Source organism: Paraburkholderia sp. MM5482-R2, assembly GCF_050436125.1.
GTDB classification, from domain to species: Bacteria; Pseudomonadota; Gammaproteobacteria; order Burkholderiales; family Burkholderiaceae; genus Paraburkholderia; species Paraburkholderia tuberum.
The window spans coordinates 453,110-471,111 of the sequence record NZ_JBNDLP010000001.1 but is presented as its reverse complement, the minus strand read 5'-3'; the positions used below and the strand labels follow the sequence as shown (position 1 = coordinate 471,111).

Here is an 18,002-nt window from a genome sequence, read left to right as displayed (position 1 = left end):
CGGCTCACCGCTCACTGGACGCGTTCTTCTGAACTGCAGATCGACATGCCTGCATGCCGCAGCAGACCGAACGGCGAAAGCAGCCCAAATCGATCCGCATGTTCGCGTCGCTGAACGGAACTGGCGGTGGTCAGGCGTGGAGCGTACGCAACCGCACGACCCTGCGGTGATGCTCAGTGCGCCCTCCTCACATCGCAATAGGGGCAGTTGCGCGCCGCCGCCCGGAGATCCAGACGAATCTTGTCGGTGTCGGCGATGCGCATCGAGACGACCGAATCGATCGGTAGGTTGGCACGGCCCGCGAGGCGCGCATACCAGTCCCAGAACCCCGGGTGGCCAGCGGCGTTTGTGAGCGCATGCTCGTCGACGAAGTGATCGCAGACCGGCGCGTTGCGAAAGATCTAACACCCGGTACTGCCGTCCTGCTTCTTATAGTAAGTGAACACGCGGTATCGGCGGCGCACGCCGGTTGGACCGTACTCTCTTTCCTCCCAGCGCCTGAAGTCGACAGCATCGAGCGCACGGCTCGCTGCCGTACGCAGCGACTGCTTCGCGATGGGGCCAGCGTCATTTTCGAATTGCTCGCGCGTCAGAACCGTCACGACGCTGGCTGAATTACTCCCGCTGCAGCCGTCGATCGCCACGACCGCGACGATGAAATCCATCTTCTTCCTGTCATAGAGGAGGTGATAGGAACGGTTTGCGGCGCGGAACGGCAGCAACACAGCATGGCGCCTTGCCACCAGTTCCAGCACCCGGCTCGGAGCAAGGGACGAACGCTCGATTGCCCGCAGACGTGCGTGGGGGCTCATATTGATATTGCAGCCGCAAGTGGAGAGTTCTGCGGTGATGTGGATGTAGTTGGCTGTTTTCATCGCACTGGGTTTCTTACGGAATTATGGGATGCCTCCATATTCGCGCACGTCTCTCGCGATGCAAGTTTCGCGTGGAGAGAGGGTTCTACATGGCCAACGAGACGATGAAATTGGCGGGAGTATTCGCCGCAAGCCCATACATACCACTCGATATCATACGCACAGCAACCGTACGAAAAACTCCCGCCATAGGGGTGTTCGATGCCGAGATCGGAAGCCTCCCGGAAAAGCTCACCTTCAGGCCTGAAGCCAGCCCGCTTCGAGTGACTCACCCGGTAAGCGGGACGAACTTCATGGCAAGCTGACCGGAATTAAGCGGGTTGATGGGACATTCACGTATACGGATCGTGGCCAGCCATCTTGACGCATTCAGGCGTCCGGTACCCAGTGACGCCGACAGCAGAGCGACCGACGTCGGCAGCGTTTCAACGGTATCTGAAAAAGATACTCGCGCCACCGACAGTGAGGACGCTTCCTCTATCGTCCCGGATGCTGGCGTGCCTTGAGACTTCGGCATTTGAGCGGTCACCCGCCCCGGGGCGTTGAAGCGTGAGGCCAGCATTCGCATGGGGAGAGAGCGCCTGAGACGCTCGCTCGGACATTCAGCTTGCACATGGAATCGCGGCCCGTCCGAAATTCAGAGTCACAATGCGATTCGAAAACAGACGAGCGTTGCTGGCGAGTTCTTGATGCCACCGCAGCCTGTGGTGATCGGCTTCTTTCGGTTGATGCACCCTCCGTTTACTTGCAGTAAGGCGAGTCTGGACGATTGGCGTTTACCAAGTCCCGGAGCCGAAAAAGCCCTTGTGCGCGTCGCCACGCAGGGAAAATCGGGCGGCGGCATACCTGGTAGCATCCCCTCAACCGTCAAGTGAGTGATTATTGGTCATCCTCGCTTCAGACCTTGGTGGCGATCGTACAGATCAACAGAAACGTGAATCCAGCCGAACAGGACGTGAGCGGTCAAGGCGTCACGACACGATGGCTTATTCCCTGGGTTGGCGATGAAGTTCGCTGAGGTTGAAACGCTAGCAGTGCTCGTGCAGCGCGGCGTCGAGACTGCAATATGCGGCGCCATGATCGACGTCGCCCCGCCAGCTTAGCCGGGGATGGCCGTCTCCGTCGCGGAAGTAAATGACCCCCTGGAGGTCGAATTTGCGCGGCAGGTATATCCCGTCCTGCGTGCTGCGCAGCTCGTCGAGGGAATACGGCAGCCGCCCGTGGTCCTTCTTGAACTGGCGTGGTTCAGAAACTGCTGTTTTTGGGTAACACAGACGAGCGGAGTCATTCCGCCGGTAAAGGCTGAATGTGATTTGCAGTACGACGGAAATGGAGGTTTTTAACCTCCCGATATCAGACCCGTTGCGGCTGAAGCGGTCCGAGTCCGAGCAGCGTGAGCCAGTGCGGGTGGTCCCGCCCCGTCATCAGCTCACACGGACTCCTGCCTTGACGCTCGGCGCGTCGGCTGCGCACGAAGCGCCGATGATTCAGAAAGAAGCGCAGCAGGTCGAGGTAAGGGGCGCCCAGATGGCGACGCAGCGTGAAATAGTTGCGCAACCGCGAGTTCAGATTCTCGACGAGCGCACTGCTGCGCGGCGTGTGGGCCATGGCCTCGGACACCGCGGCGAACACGGCGTGGAACTGGCCGCCCAGGCTGGCGCGTAGCCGGCCCCAGCCCTGCCAGTACGCCGACGAGGTGCGCGGCTTGCGATGCAGCACGCACGCAGCGCGCACGAACTCATCCGATACGTTGGCGCTCTGCGCGATCGCGGCAAGCTTCTTATCGAGCACGCCAGCGAACGCGAGCAGGTCATCGCGCTGGTTCTGAAGCGCGACGCGCACCGGCGGATGCGGCGCGCATCCAGTGGTTCGCGCTTACGCAGTTCCTCGACGATGAAGTCGAACAGCGCTTCGCGCGTGGCGAGGCGCGGACCCGCCAGCGCCAGGATGTCATGACTGAGCCACTGGGTCAGCGTGCGGATGTCGCAGGCCAACTGATGCGCCTGCGCTTCACTCCGACGCGCCTGCCTCAGCTGGGTAGCGAAGCCGCCGTCGCGCGCCCGCGAGCGCGGCTGGTTGAGCCTGGCGTCCAGCTTCTCGCGCCGCGACCGGGCGCCCCTGGCGAGGTTGCCCAGCGTGTTGGCGAGTCCTTCGCACAGGCGCTGGATGTGAAACACATCGCCATGGCACGGCGTGTCGCCCCAGGCGGCCCTCTGCCCGGCGCGCAGGCCCTGGCCGGCATCGGCAATCGTGTAGTCGGGCGCCAGTCCCTGTTGCGCGGCGTCGAGCAGGTGCACGCCCCAGGTGTCGCCGTCGCGATGGGCCTCAGCCGACAGCAGGTAACAGTAGGTCGATTCGGCATCGACGCCGGCGAGCACCGGCCGCGAGCCCTGGAAGATCTCATCGTGCAGGCCCACACGAATTCCCGACAGGTCTTGCTCGCAGTTGAGCGCGGCTGCTTGCTGCGCGGCCCATTGCTGCACGTCGTGAACGTTGCCCACGCTGGTGGACACGCCCAGCAAATCGCGCATGAACTCCACCACGCCACGATACGAGCTGCGACAGATCAGCGTCAGCGCGACCATCACCTGGCGCAGCCACCTCTGGCTGACCGGCAACTCGAACAGCACTTCATCCTCCGGTACCGCAGACGCGAACGCGTCCGCCAGCGCAACGCGAGCCTTGCGCGTTTGCGCGTAGACGAACTTTCGGCTCACGCCGTGCCCACCGGCCAGCGCGCTGATCGTCCCGGATCCCGCCAACGCCCGAACCGCCAAGTCCTGACGCACATGTTCAGGCAGCTTCGCTGCCGCGCTAGCGGATCGATTCATGCACGCTCCACGACCGAAAAAAATGGGCGGCCATTATCAACCATAGCTGCCTTATCAGGCCCCTCTCGTGTAACCCAGATTTGAACCTCGCCTTTCAAGGCATAAGATGTAGCTCAAGGAGCATGTATGCCACGCAAACCCAAAGCGGCCCCCCAGGCCCAGCCGGCCTTACCGTCAATTCCAAAGGAACTAAGGAAACACTGATTTATCTGGCTCGGTCGCGACAGCATTGCGATGCGCGCCATTCCAGCCATCGCTGACCCCTGATAGGGCTGAAGATCCGCTGTATTGGCCGGTCATTTCGGTGAAGCACTTCCCACAGCAGACGGCGGTAATATTCGGCCAATAGTTCACGCGCTTCTGAACGTCTTCCTTCAACTCGCCGCATTCATCGCAGCGATCCAGGACACTGACCTGCAGCGGTCGGGAGCGCCACTGTTCGAGCGCGTTCATGTCAGCAGCCCTCGTGTTGATCTGCGACGCCGACGGCGATGATGTTCGCGGCCATCTTCCGCAGTTCTGCCGACGTTGGATCATCTCGGCGCAGCTCGAGTAAATCACTTGCGTCCATGCTCATCGTGGCCCTCACTGGATACAGAGGTGGCTAAGGTCAACAGTCCGGCGATACACGTTCTTGTTCAGCCAGGGGACGAACGTGTACTCGTCGTACGCGTTGCTACCGATATGAATCCAGTTGTGCAGAACGTTTATCTGCCGCGATCAGCCATTGATCGAGATCTGCGTCGGACCGTGTGCGGCTACTATTGGCCGCTCGACCCCAGCCCTCAGATAGTCAACCATTGGCCGGCTCTTCGACAAAGGCCGTTGCGGGAGACGCACGATTCAATTGTCCCGGCGCCGGTTTATTGGCGGCCAGTGTCAAGGCAGACACCTCAGAATTCAAGGCTGCGTACGTTATCGCACACACCCGGCAACGCTGCACTCGCAATACTTTGGGGTGGTCTTTTGTCCAACCGAGCCAAAGTTGAAACTCAACCGACCGCAACTATCCGATTCGTTTGTTAGGAAGGTTCGTCTCGGTGATGATCCGCTTTGCAGTGACAAGGAGCAGCCCATGTCCGGATCATGCAACATGCTCACGCGACACAGCGAACGGCCTTGCTGAGTTGCTTACGGTTATCGTGCAAATGGGCGTTAATTTAAGAGCGTTTTCAAAAAAAATTTTCGGGCTGCTGTCGGTGCGTGAACCAGAAAAACCGTTAGCCACGTCGTTCCCGCTCCGAATTCCCGTTTTCGCCGCAAAACCGCGCCGTAAGTCATTGAATTTTCAACGATGGCCTGTCTCAGTCTGAGACAGATGGTCCGCCGGACGGCGCGCGTTTTCAGCGTGGGGAAAAGGAGAACCCGGCACCTAGAGGGGTGGGACCGGAAAGGCGAGGGCGGGCGATCTGAAACGGGACGGAGCGTGGCCGTACCGGTTGCGGTGCTTAGGGAAGCGCTGATTTATTCAGCTCGGTGGTCATCGTTGGCGTAGCTGAGGACGTTATAGAAGGCAACTCACGGAACAGACTCACACTGATGAAGAGGCAGATCGGCTTCGCCGAAGCGGAAATTGCAGGCAAGAAGCGAGTGACGAGGCGCCAACGCTTCCTCGCCGAGATGGAGAAGGTCGTTCCGTGGCAGCGCTTGCTGTCGGCAATCGAGCCGCACTATCCGAAGGGCACGCGAGGCCGCCCGCCGATTGGCCTGGAGCGAATGCTGCGAATCTACTTCCTGCAACAGTGGTACGGGCTGTCGGACGAAGGACTGGAAGACGCGCTGTATGACAGCATCGCGCTGCGAGCCTTCGCCGGCATCGATCTGGCAGTTGAGAACGTGCCTGATGCGACCACGCTGTTGAAATTCCGGCGCCTGCTGATCGAACACGAACTGACACGGAAGTTGTTCGACGAGATTGGCATCTCGCTGTGCGAGCGTGGGCTGATGATGAAGGAAGGCACGCTGGTTGACGCAACGATCATTGAAGCGCCGCCGTCGACCAAGAACGCCGGGAAGAGTCGTGACCCGGAAATGCATCAGACGAAGAAGGGAAACGAATGGCACTTTGGAATGAAAGCCCACATTGGCGTCGATGCCGATTCGGGCCTGATCCACAGTGTGGTTGGCACATCGGCCAACGTGTCGGATGTATCGCAAGCGCATGCCCTGCTGCACGGACATGAAGAGCAGGCGTTCGCCGACGCGGGCTACATTGGCGTAGACAAGCGCGAGGAAATGGCGGGCAAGACCGTGAAGTGGCACGTCGCTGCCAAGCGGGGAAAGATCAAGGCGATGCAGGACGGGGCGCTGAAGAACCTGGTGATCGCGGTCGAGCGAACCAAGGCGCAGATCCGGTCGCGGGTTGAGCATCCATTCCATATCGTCAAGAACCTGTTTCACCATCGCAAGACGCGATACAAGGGCTTGGCCAAGAACACCGCGCAACTGTTCAGCCTGTTCGCTCTTGCGAATCTGGTGATTGCGCGAAATCTGTCGCGATCGGTCCATGGGAGCAATCCGTCATGCGTATAAAAAATGCGAGCAGGGAGCCTCGTTTGCGCGTCCAATTCACCGAGTTGAGCATCGATTCGCTTCGTCATCCGGAAAATTCGACGGCATCTCGTCTGCAACTTGGGCAGTTGGTCCATTGATCAGCGCTTCCTTAGAGAGGGCGGTGCGTTATCAAGACGAAAACGCCAAACGCGATAAAGGCGAGCGAGACAACACCGGTAGCCACTATCACCGCAAGCCAGTCCGTCGCCATTTTTTTTATCCGGTAGATGCAGCGGTCTCGGCGATACCTAAGTCGTGTAGCGAGCGCCGCCCCTTGCTCCGGCCGAGCAGGGGCCATAAAGCCGCGCTCGGCGGCTTCGAACAACCGGGTGGCAGTCTCGCCCACGCGAGCGTCGAGGTCGCCCCCGATCTTGGCGACGTATTCCAGGACCCGGGGCTCCAAGGTTTGCCAAAGGTCGCCGAGAATCTCATGCCGGACCTTCTTGGGATCCGGAAGCCGGGAGTCGATCACACGAACAGCTGTGGCTAGGTCAAGCAGCAGCGCGCGGGTCTCGGCTTGATCCTCACTGTGCGCCTCAAGCGCTTTCACGTGCCCCTCGATCGATACCCGAATGCTTGTGCAGATTTGCGATATAGCTCCTACGGCTTCGAGAGAGCGCTCGGTTTCCCCGCCGACAGCTTTCGAGTGTTCCTTTACCGCCTTGATGAAAGCGTTCGCCTGCTCGATCACCAACAGGTGCCTCACCGCCTGTGCTGTCACAGGCGGGTCGTTCGGGTCGACAGCATCGCTGGCGTCGATCATTCAGTCACCGGGATATCGAGCGCGGCAAAGCAACGGTCGAAGTGAATCTGCATACCCATCGCCATGCGCTGATTTATCTGCCGCAAGCTGTGCTCCGACGCCAGCTCGCGATCGCCGGCTTCGAGGGCTCGGTCGATTAGCGGCTGATAATCCGTCGTGTCTGCGAGCACCTCTCGATACCCCTGCCCGCTTTCATGCAGGCCGATAAACAGATCGTGCTCCGGCAGCCAGCAGTCGGCGTTTATCTCAAAATCAGGGTTCTCAGCGGCGTACGCGAACAGGTACTCGAACTGTAGTGCGATCTTGCGTACCGTTCTGGCTTTGTTTAACACGAAGCGGAACTTGGATCTGTCCATTCCGAGCCCGCGTAACGTCTCGTAGGTCGTGAGGGCTTCCTCCTGGCCGCGTTGCGTCGGATCCGTCACGATCACGCAATGCGTGAAGTCCATAAACAGATTGGCCGCTGCCATCTTCTCGACAAATACAGCGAAGTCCGACGCGCCAAGATCGACGATCACGGGGTGCCTAGCTTGCATCATATCGCGGCGGAGCTTGAGCAGGTCGTCAGCGAAATAGGACCGCACCTTCGCACCATACTGTGAAGCGTCCTGGTTCACCGAGTCGACCGAAAAAATCTTCCCGTCCAGCCGCGTGGCAAGGACGATGTCTGCGACCGTACTTTTCCCGGTCCGTCCCACCTGGCAGGCGACAAGGATCCGGAGCGAGTCGCGCCCCGTGCCCGGTTTCCGCGCTTGATCGGCGTGGCTATTGCTCTCTGACATCGTCGTGTTCGTCACTTTGTGGTCCTTGTTGGGCAGTGTCTGCGTCATCTTTTTCAGCCGCTCGGCGCCGGTATGCTTCGAGCATCCGGGTTGCGCGCGGTGAACTTATCTTGAAGGTCTTCAGAACGTCGCCGGGGACCCAATCGGGAGTCCCTTCGGCAACCTCCATTCTCGGCGCGGGCGCGTGTGCGTCGAGATTGAATGCGGCGGTAACTGGCGCGTCATTTCGGGGGGCTGTCGGAGTTAGACCGGTTGATTCGGCTGTCTCCAAACCTCCTTTTTCGTGACTCCGGACAGCTTCAGATCGGGACGGTCCAACTTCAACGGACGGACCTGAAGCATCTCCCGGGAGCAGCTGACGTGGTGCATGAGCGCGTGCGACAACCGCATCGTTCGTCCGGCCTTCGTGTTCCACGTGCTGTGCCTCCTGAGGCGGGGCGGCACTGGCTGGCGGAGCCGAAGGCCTGTGTGGCGGCATGCGTGGAGCAGCGGGACCCTCACTGAGCACAACTGCCCCGCCGTTTTCCGCGGGAATCCTCCCTGCTCGTAGTGCCGTACAAAAACGGTGGGCCGTCGTGCGGCCAATTTTGACGCCGTACTCGTCGACCAGATACCGCCAGATTCGGTAGTCGTTGAAGCCTTCTTCCTCCATCAGCTCCCGTATCAACGCGGCGTAGGCGAGAAGCTTGTGCCGCGGCCTCGCCACCAACCTTATGTAATCAGCGGGGGAGAGAGGTTGCCTCGTGTGTGATTCCGTCATCTGCCTACTCCAAAGTCTCTCTTCACTTCTAGTCGTCTATAACTCACAGGGCGTGGGCGCCCTGTCGCGCGGCTGATCTGGCGATCCCGCGCGCCACCCGAATCGGCTGTGAGTGGTGGAAGCAAAACCATCGCACAGCGAGCGCGACGAGTTGCCCACGGTCGCCTCCGAAAGCGTGCTGGAGCGCGACAAAGCGTTCCATGGTACCGAGTGAAAGACCTCCCATGAGGCGTTCCATGGCACGTTCACCTAAACGTCCCAGAATGTCCTGACATGTTCCGGGCAGGTACCAAAACGTTCCACTTAGCCAAACTTAACGTTACCGTCCAGGTCGATGGTGGGGACTGCCGATAACGGGGCGCTCCTGCGCTGCATTCGCATCTGCCTGCTACTCTCACTGCGTCGAAGTCGCAGAAAGCAGCTTCCCGCGTCGACTGCCGAACCGGGCGGACACGTTATGACGCGCCCGCTTCAAGACGCGGACGCTATCGGCAATGCTGCAGTTCTTGGCTGGTGCCTCGCGTGGGATTTCCATTCAAGCGCATCATCCGACATAGACCCCGTGGGCTCATGTAAAGCCCCAGGGCTTGCCGATATTTCCCACGGCGCTTCAATATGTTCCTATGGTTGTCCCAAGACGGTTCAATACGTTCCACTAGAGGTTCCAGAACGGTTCATAACGTACCGGCACACGTCCCAAAACGTTCCGCCACAGAAGTTTCGAGGGCTGGCGAGGCTCTCCGTCCCTGGTTCGTGTTTTCAGGCGAGGACAGCATTCGCGCGCGCGTAGATGCCATCGATGCCTGAAAAACGTCGCGAAAGTACACAGCGCGCCCGCCCGCGGCCAGCCTAATTAACCGTTGTGAATTCAACCCATGAGGCATCTTTGACCACGACGCAAGCTGGAACCCTTGCAGACCGCTGTTGGATGTGATTAACTTCTGCCCAGCGAGTCGATTGGACACCTCCACCGGCCGCACGGAACACCCAAGCCGCCACTGCGGCAGCCCGAACTCTCGCGAGAGGGCACCCCAAGAGATCGTTGAAATGCCACGGTCTCAATGAAAACAGAAGTGCCAAACGCCTCACGGCGTTTTTTAAAAGCTCAGTCGGATCCGAGATCTATCCGAGACTGAGGTAAGGCGGAAACCTTACCGGATGCGGCTTCCGGAGCGGTACCCGAAACTTGCCGAAGACTTTTGGAAAATCGGATTCGCACATCAATCCCCGCACCAAGAAGCCTTTGCCGTCCACACGACGGGCCGCTGACTCATCGCTAAGCGACAGACAGGCGGAGGGCTACCCCTACCCGGCACACGGGCAGGGCACATGAACCCAGGTACGCGCGCTACCTTCACCCAGGCCATCCACGGCAATGGGATGCGCGTCGGTTCGTCTCCACCGCTACAAAAGGAGTCCACGCCGAGCTGCGGCTCGGTAACCCGGCACCCGTAAGGACCGGGCTGAGTGGCTGACACTGGACTACGAGCAGGCCCTCGGAAACGCATCTTCTAAAGACCCACCGAACTCACGGTCTAAGTCCACAACGTTGTACGGGCATGCTGGAGCCCGCGCCAACCTTCCAGAGGCGGCGAAAGCTGAACCTGATGCGAGACAGGGGCAGAGGCGGCGAGGAGGTAGAAGCGTGTCGTTGCATCGGCAACGGCGTGCAGCTATCCCGCTTTAACTGTTGCCGGGGCACCTACGAGAGAGTGCCCGGCTCAACAAACCGGAGGTCATGATGTCCAAGTTTGGGAAATTCTCGCCCGCCGCGCCAAAGAAGACGCGCCGCGGCCCGAACCACCTTGAAGGGTGGAAACGTGAGTTGCAGGATCTGATAGACGCCCACGCAGGTGAGCGGGTAGATGGTCGAACCGCTGCACACCGCACCCGTGCACTCGCAGCCAAAACACTGTTCGCGGCTTTCAACCTCCTGCACGAGGAACTGGGCGCCGGCCCGATGCCGCGCAACTTCAAGGAACAACACGTCCGGAAGCTGGTCCAGCATTGGTACTTCACGCAAGAGAAACAGGTCAACACCATCCGGACCGATCTTTCCGTCCTGCGGAAATTTGCCGGCTGGATCGGGAAGCCAACCATGGTGAAGCCAATCGAGGACTATCTGCCAGATGTCGACCGCGCAGCGCTCGTGGTGTCGGCGACGTTGACGGAATCGAAGGCATGGTCGACAAACGGCATAGACGTCCCTGAAAGGCTCGACCGCGCATTTCGGCTCAATGAGCGCTTCGGGCTCATCCTGGTCGCGCAGATTACATATGGCCTGCGCATGAAGGAAGCCTTGTGCCTGCGTCCATGGAAGGCCGATAACGGTAGCGGTCTGACGGTGTACCCGGGGGACGGTCCGAAAGGCGGTCGCCCGCGTTTCATCCCGTACCTCATTCCAGAGCAGGCTGTCATCATCAAGATGATCAAGGACCGCGTGAAAAAGATTCACCGGCTGGGGTGGGAGAAAACGCGTCGCGGCGCCCTGGCGACCCTCGAGTCGAATACGAAAGAGTATTACACGCGAATGGAGGAGATCGGCATTACGAAAAAGGCTGCTGGCGTCGTTGGACACGGCTTGCGCGCAGAGTTCGCGGTCAACATGGCGCGTGTGAAGGGTTTCGATCCTGCAACTGAGGACTACACGGGCGAGAACCCTCCATGGGACGAACTGCAAGAGCGGATCAAGCAGGTCAGCGAGCTGATGGGGCACAGCCGCCCGCAGATCATGGCGAGCTATTTCGGCGCGTTCAAGCGCGACGCAAACGGTAAGGTCGACTATGTCGGCGTCGCGAAGGCGAAAAAAGGCAAGGAGCAGGAGGACGCTGCTCAGTACGCGTCGTCATCGGCCAAGACACTCCCCCCGGCTGCGCCGTGCCAGCTGAGTACAGAGAAGGCTGCAACCGCAACCGAGTCTGACAGCAGCGGTAATGCAACGATAATGTCTCCGACACACGCTGTGCTGCTTCCGCATTACTCACCATGCCATTGCCAGGTGCCTGCAGCGCAACGGCACCATGAGACTGTCGGATATCCGGACAGACCTGCGCATTGCCTCCGGTCTCTCATGGTCGTTCATGTGTCTTGCCAACGAACACGGGTGGCGTCAGTCTGCCTTGCCTACACCAACTGGCCTGTTTCTCGGCGACTACACCGAAGCGGAAGGGCTTGTGCTGCGGACCTTCGTGCGGCCGGGTGAAAACGGGCGCGCCTCTCGCTGGTCACGTGTACTCGAGGCGTTCGATGGATTGCCCACCACGGCCGCGAATATGCGAACCGACGCAGGCGTCGCAGCCTACATCGACCGCAGCAACGTTTGGCTTGAGGCCAACTCCACGAGGCTTGGTGCGCAGTTGTCTTTTCTCCGCCAGCCATACGTCGCGACGGCAGACCCGCTTGACCGGGCGTGGCGCGAGAACGCCGGCACCGAACCGGCCGCGGCATGAAGTCCCGATACTGGATACGGCCGCCAGCCCTGCGACCCTACGTTGAAACTTCAAGCGTGGTGCCGCATACGACTGGGTTGGTTTTCTCGCCAGAAACCGCCTCCCGGCTTGTGCAGGAACTGAGTCACCTCCCCAAGCCATATTCCCACTCCGGTGAACCGATGCCGTCCGCTTGCCGGGCGCGCCTATCGGCATCCTTCTGACTCGGGGAGAAGCCACTTGGCAATGTACGTCGACCCCCGTGTGGCCCATGGCCGCGCCCGGCACGAGCTGGGCGAAAACCCACGTCTATTCCCTGCCGGTAGTGAGCGTCTATCATCCTCAAAAACTATCCTCTGGACGTTGCGGCGCAGTACGTCCACGCCGCTGAGCGCGTGGAAGACTTCTTTAACTGGTACTCCGGACTGCCGGCGGATTTTGTCGACCTGATGGATCCAGAAGGTCGACGGAGACTGGCCAGCATGTTTGGCGCAGAGTTCGCCCGCGTTAAGGAAAGCCGAGTCGAATTCAAGGCAAAGGATCAGGTTGAATCAATCGCCGCGGCATATGGAAAGGTGCCCAAGGTCGTCAAAATCTACACAGCAAGGGTGCGCCGCTGGCTGGCCCGAAATTTTTACTATACGCATAAGCGGGTTTCCAAGCGCGCCCGTTCTCCCGATGGAAGAGGCCAAAACGATGCCTGGATTTCAGAATCCGACGCGCGCATTAGGTCGTTCGCGAGCGAGTGCCCCGCCGCGACCGAAAGTGATCTGGAGCACTGCGGGTACTTCCTGGCTGAGGTCCACGTGTCCCATTATCAGCTTGAGCGGGTTCTTGAGGTGATGCTCAAACTTGACAAGGTTCTTGCCAGAATGGACTCGGAAGATGACCCGAACAGGATGGACAAAATGCTCGCGGTAGTCACTGAGCCGCTCGGCTGGCTGAGAGTTGAGCATACGAGCGAGCCTCTAACGATCAATGGGGTCCATAAGCCCTCCCCGTTCATTCGGGGCGCCCCGAAGGACGGCCTTAAGGGAGTAGCCGAGGAGGCCTTCGGCCGGAGTGCGGATTTCAGGGAAGGCGAACGCTCGTTTCGGTGAAGTCGAACAAGCCGGAGGGCGGTGCTGCGAGGTGCATGGATTGTAGCGTGAGTGTTCGGGATCAGGCTACGCCGTCATCGGGCTTATTCTTTCGGCGCATCGAGTCGCCCTTCAACGGAAGCTTGTGGGCCTGATGCACGAGGCGATCGAGAATGGCGTCAGCGAGCGTCGGATCCTGTAGCCAGGCATGCCAGTGTTCGAGCGGCAACTGGCTGGTGATGATTGTCGAGCGCGTGCCGACGCGATCGTCGAGCACCTCGAGCAGATCGTTGCGCGCGCCCGAATCGAGATCCTGCAGGCCCCAGTCATCAAGTAATAAAACGTCCAATTTTGCGAGCTGTGCGAGGCGTCTGGTGAAGCTGCCGTCAGCATGTGTGATCTTCAGTTCCTCGAACAGCCGGGCAACACGCACATACAGTACCGAGAAGCCTTGCCGGCAGGCTTGCTGCGCGAACGCGCAGGCGATCCATGTCTTGCCCGCGCCGGTCGAACCCGCAACATACTGCGCATCAACACCCTGATGAAGCGCAGATCTACTATCCGTTTCACCCACAATGCGGTCAGCACGGAGCTAACGTCAAGAGTAATGGAATGGACGCCCCCACCCGAAACGGCATCGATGTGCCAAAGTGGAAGTGTCAAAGCCACCACCTGAACGAGGGGAGCGCCCATCATGAAGATTACGACAGTTGGCATCGATCTGGCGAAGAGTGTTTTTGCCGTCCATGGTGTAAATGAGCATGGCCGAACCGTGCTGAAAAAGGTGCTCAGACGAAATCAGATTACGGCCTTCTTCGCCAACCTACCGGCCTGCCTGATTGGAATGGAGGCGTGCGCCAGCGCGCACTACTGGGCCCGCAAGCTGCAAGCCATGGGCCACACGGTACGACTGATCGCGCCGCAGTTCGTCAAGCCGTACGTCAAGACGAACAAGAACGACGCGGCCGATGCCGAGGCGATCTGCGAGGCCGTTGCACGCCCCAACATGCGCTTCGTGCCGGTCAAGAACATTGAGCAGCAGTCGGTGTTATCACTGCACCGCGTGCGCCAGGGTTTCGTGCGGGCCCGCACAGCCCAGGCCAACCAGATCCGCGGTCTGCTCGGCGAGTTCGGGATCGTCGTTCCCCAGGGAATCGCGCATCTCGTTCGGCGGGTGCCCGAGCTGATCGAAGATGCAGGCAACGAGTTGATCGGTTCCTTCCGACTGCTCATTCAGCGCCTCATGGACCATCTCAAGGAACTTGACCGGCAGGTCCGGGAGCTCGAGGCACAGATCCAGGCCTGGCACCGAAGCGACGAAACGAGCTGCAGGCTCGCGAGCGTGCCTGGTATAGGACCGCTTACCGCCAGCGCGCTCGTTGCGTCAATCGGCGACGCAAAAAGCTTCAGAAGTGCACGGCAGCTTGCGGCTTGGCTGGGTCTGGTGCCCAGACAGAACTCGAGCGGCGGCAAGAATGTGCTGCTCGGAATCAGCAAGCGCGGTGACACGTATCTACGAACGCTGCTCATCCACGGCGCGCGTTCCGTGATGCAATCTGCAGTGCGTAAGCAGCAAAAGGATGGCTGGTTACATGAATTGCTGCAGCGACGAAACGCGAACGTCGCCGCTGTCGCGCTCGCGAACAAGAACGCGCGGATCATATGGGCGCTGCTCGCCCACGGGCGAGAGTTCCGACCTGATTACACGCCCGCGATTGCGGTCGCGTAATCAGGTCGGGCAAACACTGACACAAGCAACTGACTGGAGCAAGACGCAAACCACCGATTGCACAGGCGATCATGACGTGATGGCGAGACAGGTAAGACCGTGGTCGGGAAACTCTGGCTACACCACTGTGCTTCTTGGCACGCAAGACTGTTGAGAGACCGACCAGCACATTCCATCAGGGACCGCCGGCCTACGCCGGCCATTGAAGTCCGGATGCATGGCTGCAATCGTTACCTTCAATCCGTTACAAATGAGAGCTTGGCAAGCCGGGGGCGTCCATGCATGGCGAGACAGGTAAGACCGTGGTCGGGAAACTCTGGCTACACCACTGTGCTTCTTGGCACGCAAGACTGTTGAGAGACCGACCAGCACATTCCATCAGGGACCGCCGGCCTACGCCGGCCATTGAAGTCCGGATGCATGGCTGCAATCGTTACCTTCAATCCGTTACAAATGAGAGCTTGGCAAGCCGGGGGCGTCCATGCATGGTGTATGAACATTTTGATGGCGGTCGATTTCAAGCGGCGAGTTTCTGCTGAACCGGTCGATCGTCTTGCACCGGTTCGCCGTCCTTGAAGGCCACACCCTCGAGCAACAGCTTGATCTTTTCCGGGCCGTTGATACGGCGCCAGGTTTTCTCGGCTTCCTCAATCAGCTTGAATGCCAGGCCGAGGAAGGTAGGTTCGCGACACGCAGTTACGCGTACGTGTCGTACGGTGGCGCACCGTCGCGAACGTCGATTCAATCGCGTTGGTGGTACGCAGATGCTGCCAATGTTCGGCGGGGAACTCGTAGAAGGCCAGCAAGCTCTCTCGGTCCTTCTTCAGCGTCTCCGCCGCCTTCGGATATTTGGCCGCATAGATCGACACGAAACGATCGAACGCGGCATGGGCTTCGGCACGCGTCGCGGCCATCCAGATCGATTGCATGTCGGCCTTCGCGCGCGCCTGCTGCGACTTGGGCAGCGCGTTGAGCACGTTGCCCATCTTGTGAAACCAACAGCGCTGACCACGCGTTGTCGGAAACACTTCCTCCAGCGCCGCCCAGAAGCCCATCGCGCCGTCGCCGACCGCCAGCCGTGGACCCGCCTTCAGACCGCGCTTTTTCAGGTCGAGCAACAGTTCCAGCCACGATGCTTTCGTCTCGCGATACCCATCGCCGATCGCCACGCGCTCTTTGCTCCCATCCGGCCTCACGCCGATGATCACGAGCAAGCATTGACCGTCCGAGTTCTCGCTGCGCAGCCCGGTGTGAATGCCGTCCACCCACCAGTACACATAGTGTGATTCCGACAAGTCCCGCTTGCTCCAGGCCGCATGATCTTCAGCCCATTGCGCCTTCAGCCGACTCACCACGTTGGCCGACAAGCCCTTGGCGTCATCGCCCACGAGCACCTTTAACGCTTCGCCCATGTCGCCCGTCGAAATACCCTTCAGATACAGCCACGGCAGGGCTGCGCTTACGCGGGGCGACTTCCTCACGTACGGCGGCACGATCGTCGAGTTGAACTTCACGCCGAATCCTGATCGATCACGCACCTTCGGCACCTTCACCTGAATCGGCCCGGCCGCCGTCAACACATCGCGTTCCGGCAAGTAGCCGTTGCGGACCACCGCGCGCTGTCCATGCATGGTCTTGACGTTCGCGAACCGCTCCATCAGCTCTGCCAGCTCCGCTTCAATCGCTTGTTGAATCACTTGCCGTGCCCCTTGACGAACCAAATCGTCCAGCCCCAGGCCGGCGCCCAATAGACCGACAACTGCTTTTTCCGTATCCTTGCTCATGGTGGATGGTTTGTTGTTTGCTGGATTTCCGACTTCGACAATCAGATTCTCAGCTGAAACCTCCACCGCCTTCAACTTCCCGCCTCAACTCCCCCGTACACCAGATTCGACTTTAGCTCCAGGGCGGAGTCGGGTCCGTGACGATAGTACGAATCCGCAAGGCTGGTGCCGAAGTAGCCGTATTCTCGCCACTGCGTTTTGGAGAGTCCCAAGGTAAGCCATTTCTCAGCGAAGCGGATGCACTCATGGGCGGTTATAGCGTCGGGCGGCGCATCGTCGATGACCTATTACGTTCATAGCCACATGGTCAGCGGAAAAGACGAGTCGGAGCCTAGGGCTACGCTGAACAAGCCGCGAATTCGGCAGCGTGTCAGCAATTTGAACGTCGCCAAGTCATGAGGCCGAGCTTGAGCCATTGCTTTTCGGCCCTCGCGGGCTTGTTGGGCGGGCGGGTTGCCCGCCTTTCGCCCACTATGGGCGTACCGGTGGCATCAGTTTCTTGCGCGCCAGGTAGACGTTCGCCAGTGCGAGCGCGACGAACGCCCGGTTGGCATTCTTTGCCAGCCCGCGATAGCGCACCTTCGTAAATCCCCACAGTCGCTTCACGACGGCGAAGACATGTTCCACCCGGGCGCGAATCTTCGACTTGTTGCGGTTCTTGCCCCGTTGCACTTCGTCGACTTCGCCTCCCGCACGGCGCGTGCGCTGATTGGTAAAGTCGCGCGCCCTGGGCGCCTTGCTGTGGATCAGCTCCTTCTGGCTCGCATAGGCGCTGTCGCCGTAGACGCGCCGCTCCTGTCCGTGCAGCAATTGCGGCAGTGGATGATTGGGTAGCCCCGCTGCCTCTCGGCAGTGGGGCCCCCGAAGAACCGTACGTGCGGGCTTTCCCCGCATACGGCTCGAGCACAGCATTAAGCGTCGTACTGACGCCGGTCGCACCAGCACTGCATACGACCTTCGTACGCGTCACATCGTTGATTCACCTCGCTACCGAGGCCAAGAGCGCTGAACCTGGAACATGTCCGGCTACTCACAAGCTGCCCTTCGAGGAATCTCAAATGTAGGCCTACGACAACTGCACCACGCGGAAGTCTGCATCCTTTCAGATCAGGGCAAATTTTGAACCCCTATGTGGCCTATTACCGACCACCCTTCGCTTTTTCCGCGTTCTCATACCCACTTGTCCAACAGCTTCCCTCGCGAGGCACCTGCCTTCGCCAAAACACTGGCGTGGGCGGACAATTGGGCTTACCACGTTCCCATCCTTGCCGACCCGAATGTCCCCGGGCCTGTCCGTTTAGCGCCTGTCTCTTCCCCGGCAGCCCTTGTGACGACGTACTCCCTGACAAGACGGAAGCAACCGACTGCACACCTTTTGGTCCGGGCCTGACAGCCGCTTTGGCCCATTCGTGCTAACG

General features: G+C 59.9%; 12 protein-coding genes and 3 pseudogenes. 4 read left to right on the top strand and 11 right to left on the bottom strand.

Annotation, left to right across the window (positions count from 1 at the left end; all coding sequences use genetic code 11):
- Positions 1-401: 401 nt before the first annotated feature.
- The 6 genes from OKW37_RS02195 to OKW37_RS02170 form a co-directional block, all read right to left on the bottom strand.
- The gene (locus OKW37_RS02195) at positions 402-875 is read right to left on the bottom strand and encodes a hypothetical protein (RefSeq protein WP_429400985.1); all 474 of its coding nucleotides are present in this window, start codon (positions 873-875) and stop codon (positions 402-404) included.
- 268 nt (positions 876-1,143) lie between these two features.
- Positions 1,144-1,443 carry a hypothetical protein gene (locus tag OKW37_RS02190; RefSeq protein WP_429400983.1) on the bottom strand — a complete coding sequence of 100 codons (300 nt, stop codon included), beginning with the start codon at positions 1,441-1,443 and terminating at the stop codon, positions 1,144-1,146.
- Positions 1,444-2,228: 785 nt separating this feature from the next.
- Entirely contained in the window at positions 2,229-2,483 is a 255-nt protein-coding gene (locus OKW37_RS02185) for a hypothetical protein (protein ID WP_429400981.1), read from the bottom strand.
- The gene (locus OKW37_RS02180) at positions 2,441-3,505 is read right to left on the bottom strand and encodes a hypothetical protein (RefSeq protein ID WP_429400979.1); all 1,065 of its coding nucleotides are present in this window, start codon (positions 3,503-3,505) and stop codon (positions 2,441-2,443) included. Before OKW37_RS02180 ends, OKW37_RS02185 begins: the two co-directional genes overlap by 43 nt.
- A 390-nt stretch (positions 3,506-3,895) precedes the next feature.
- A complete protein-coding gene (locus OKW37_RS02175; protein ID WP_429400977.1) occupies positions 3,896-4,159 on the bottom strand; it encodes a hypothetical protein in 264 nt (87 codons plus the stop codon).
- Position 4,160: 1 nt separating this feature from the next.
- On the bottom strand, positions 4,161-4,283 hold the full coding sequence (locus tag OKW37_RS02170; RefSeq protein ID WP_429400975.1) for a hypothetical protein: 123 nt from the start codon (positions 4,281-4,283) through the stop codon (positions 4,161-4,163).
- 962 nt (positions 4,284-5,245) lie between these two features.
- Between OKW37_RS02170 and OKW37_RS02165 the strand changes: the two genes are divergently transcribed.
- Positions 5,246-6,238 carry an IS5 family transposase gene (locus tag OKW37_RS02165; protein WP_090812378.1) on the top strand — a complete coding sequence of 331 codons (993 nt, stop codon included), beginning with the start codon at positions 5,246-5,248 and terminating at the stop codon, positions 6,236-6,238.
- A 130-nt stretch (positions 6,239-6,368) separates the two neighbouring features.
- Here the strand turns inward: OKW37_RS02165 and OKW37_RS02160 are convergent, their stop codons facing one another.
- Both OKW37_RS02160 and OKW37_RS02155 read right to left on the bottom strand, forming a co-directional pair.
- Positions 6,369-7,022 (bottom strand): hypothetical protein, encoded by a 654-nt coding sequence (locus OKW37_RS02160; protein WP_090812451.1) that lies wholly within the window; start codon positions 7,020-7,022, stop codon positions 6,369-6,371.
- Positions 7,019-7,852, bottom strand: a complete 834-nt coding sequence (locus OKW37_RS02155) for a hypothetical protein (RefSeq protein ID WP_429400973.1) — start codon at positions 7,850-7,852, stop codon at positions 7,019-7,021. Before OKW37_RS02155 ends, OKW37_RS02160 begins: the two co-directional genes overlap by 4 nt.
- A 2,453-nt stretch (positions 7,853-10,305) precedes the next feature.
- On the opposite strand from OKW37_RS02155, the gene OKW37_RS02150 reads away from it, so the two are divergent.
- Both OKW37_RS02150 and OKW37_RS02145 read left to right on the top strand, forming a co-directional pair.
- A complete protein-coding gene (locus OKW37_RS02150) occupies positions 10,306-11,766 on the top strand; it encodes a hypothetical protein (RefSeq protein WP_429509751.1) in 1,461 nt (486 codons plus the stop codon).
- A gap of 621 nt (positions 11,767-12,387) precedes the next feature.
- Complete coding sequence (locus OKW37_RS02145) at positions 12,388-13,092, top strand: hypothetical protein (protein WP_090812448.1); 705 nt, start codon at positions 12,388-12,390, stop codon at positions 13,090-13,092.
- A gap of 61 nt (positions 13,093-13,153) precedes the next feature.
- Here OKW37_RS02145 and OKW37_RS02140 read toward each other — a convergent pair.
- Positions 13,154-13,591, bottom strand: a pseudogene (locus OKW37_RS02140) (ATP-binding protein); the annotation flags it as partial.
- 174 nt (positions 13,592-13,765) lie between these two features.
- Between OKW37_RS02140 and OKW37_RS02135 the strand changes: the two are divergent.
- The gene (locus tag OKW37_RS02135; protein ID WP_090812447.1) at positions 13,766-14,800 is read left to right on the top strand and encodes an IS110 family transposase; all 1,035 of its coding nucleotides are present in this window, start codon (positions 13,766-13,768) and stop codon (positions 14,798-14,800) included.
- Between the two features lie 517 nt (positions 14,801-15,317).
- On the opposite strand, the pseudogene OKW37_RS02130 reads toward OKW37_RS02135, so the two are convergent.
- Positions 15,318-16,584: pseudogene (locus OKW37_RS02130) on the bottom strand (IS256 family transposase).
- Positions 16,585-17,055: 471 nt separating this feature from the next.
- A pseudogene (locus OKW37_RS02125) lies at positions 17,056-17,409 on the bottom strand (transposase); the annotation flags it as partial.
- Between the last annotated feature and the right edge of the window lie 593 nt (positions 17,410-18,002).

What these genes read in the sequence shown, in the direction of transcription:
- OKW37_RS02195 (WP_429400985.1), bottom strand. Translation starts at nt 875, where the DNA reads ATGAAAACAGCCAACTACATCCACATCACCGCAGAACTCTCCACTTGC.
- OKW37_RS02190 (WP_429400983.1), bottom strand. Translation starts at nt 1,443, where the DNA reads ATGCGAATGCTGGCCTCACGCTTCAACGCCCCGGGGCGGGTGACCGCT.
- OKW37_RS02185 (WP_429400981.1), bottom strand. Translation starts at nt 2,483, where the DNA reads ATGGCCCACACGCCGCGCAGCAGTGCGCTCGTCGAGAATCTGAACTCG.
- OKW37_RS02175 (WP_429400977.1), bottom strand. Translation starts at nt 4,159, where the DNA reads ATGAACGCGCTCGAACAGTGGCGCTCCCGACCGCTGCAGGTCAGTGTC.
- OKW37_RS02170 (WP_429400975.1), bottom strand. Translation starts at nt 4,283, where the DNA reads ATGAGCATGGACGCAAGTGATTTACTCGAGCTGCGCCGAGATGATCCA.
- OKW37_RS02165 (WP_090812378.1), top strand. Translation starts at nt 5,246, where the DNA reads ATGAAGAGGCAGATCGGCTTCGCCGAAGCGGAAATTGCAGGCAAGAAG.
- OKW37_RS02160 (WP_090812451.1), bottom strand. Translation starts at nt 7,022, where the DNA reads ATGATCGACGCCAGCGATGCTGTCGACCCGAACGACCCGCCTGTGACA.
- OKW37_RS02155 (WP_429400973.1), bottom strand. Translation starts at nt 7,852, where the DNA reads ATGACGCAGACACTGCCCAACAAGGACCACAAAGTGACGAACACGACG.
- OKW37_RS02150 (WP_429509751.1), top strand. Translation starts at nt 10,306, where the DNA reads ATGTCCAAGTTTGGGAAATTCTCGCCCGCCGCGCCAAAGAAGACGCGC.
- OKW37_RS02135 (WP_090812447.1), top strand. Translation starts at nt 13,766, where the DNA reads ATGAAGATTACGACAGTTGGCATCGATCTGGCGAAGAGTGTTTTTGCC.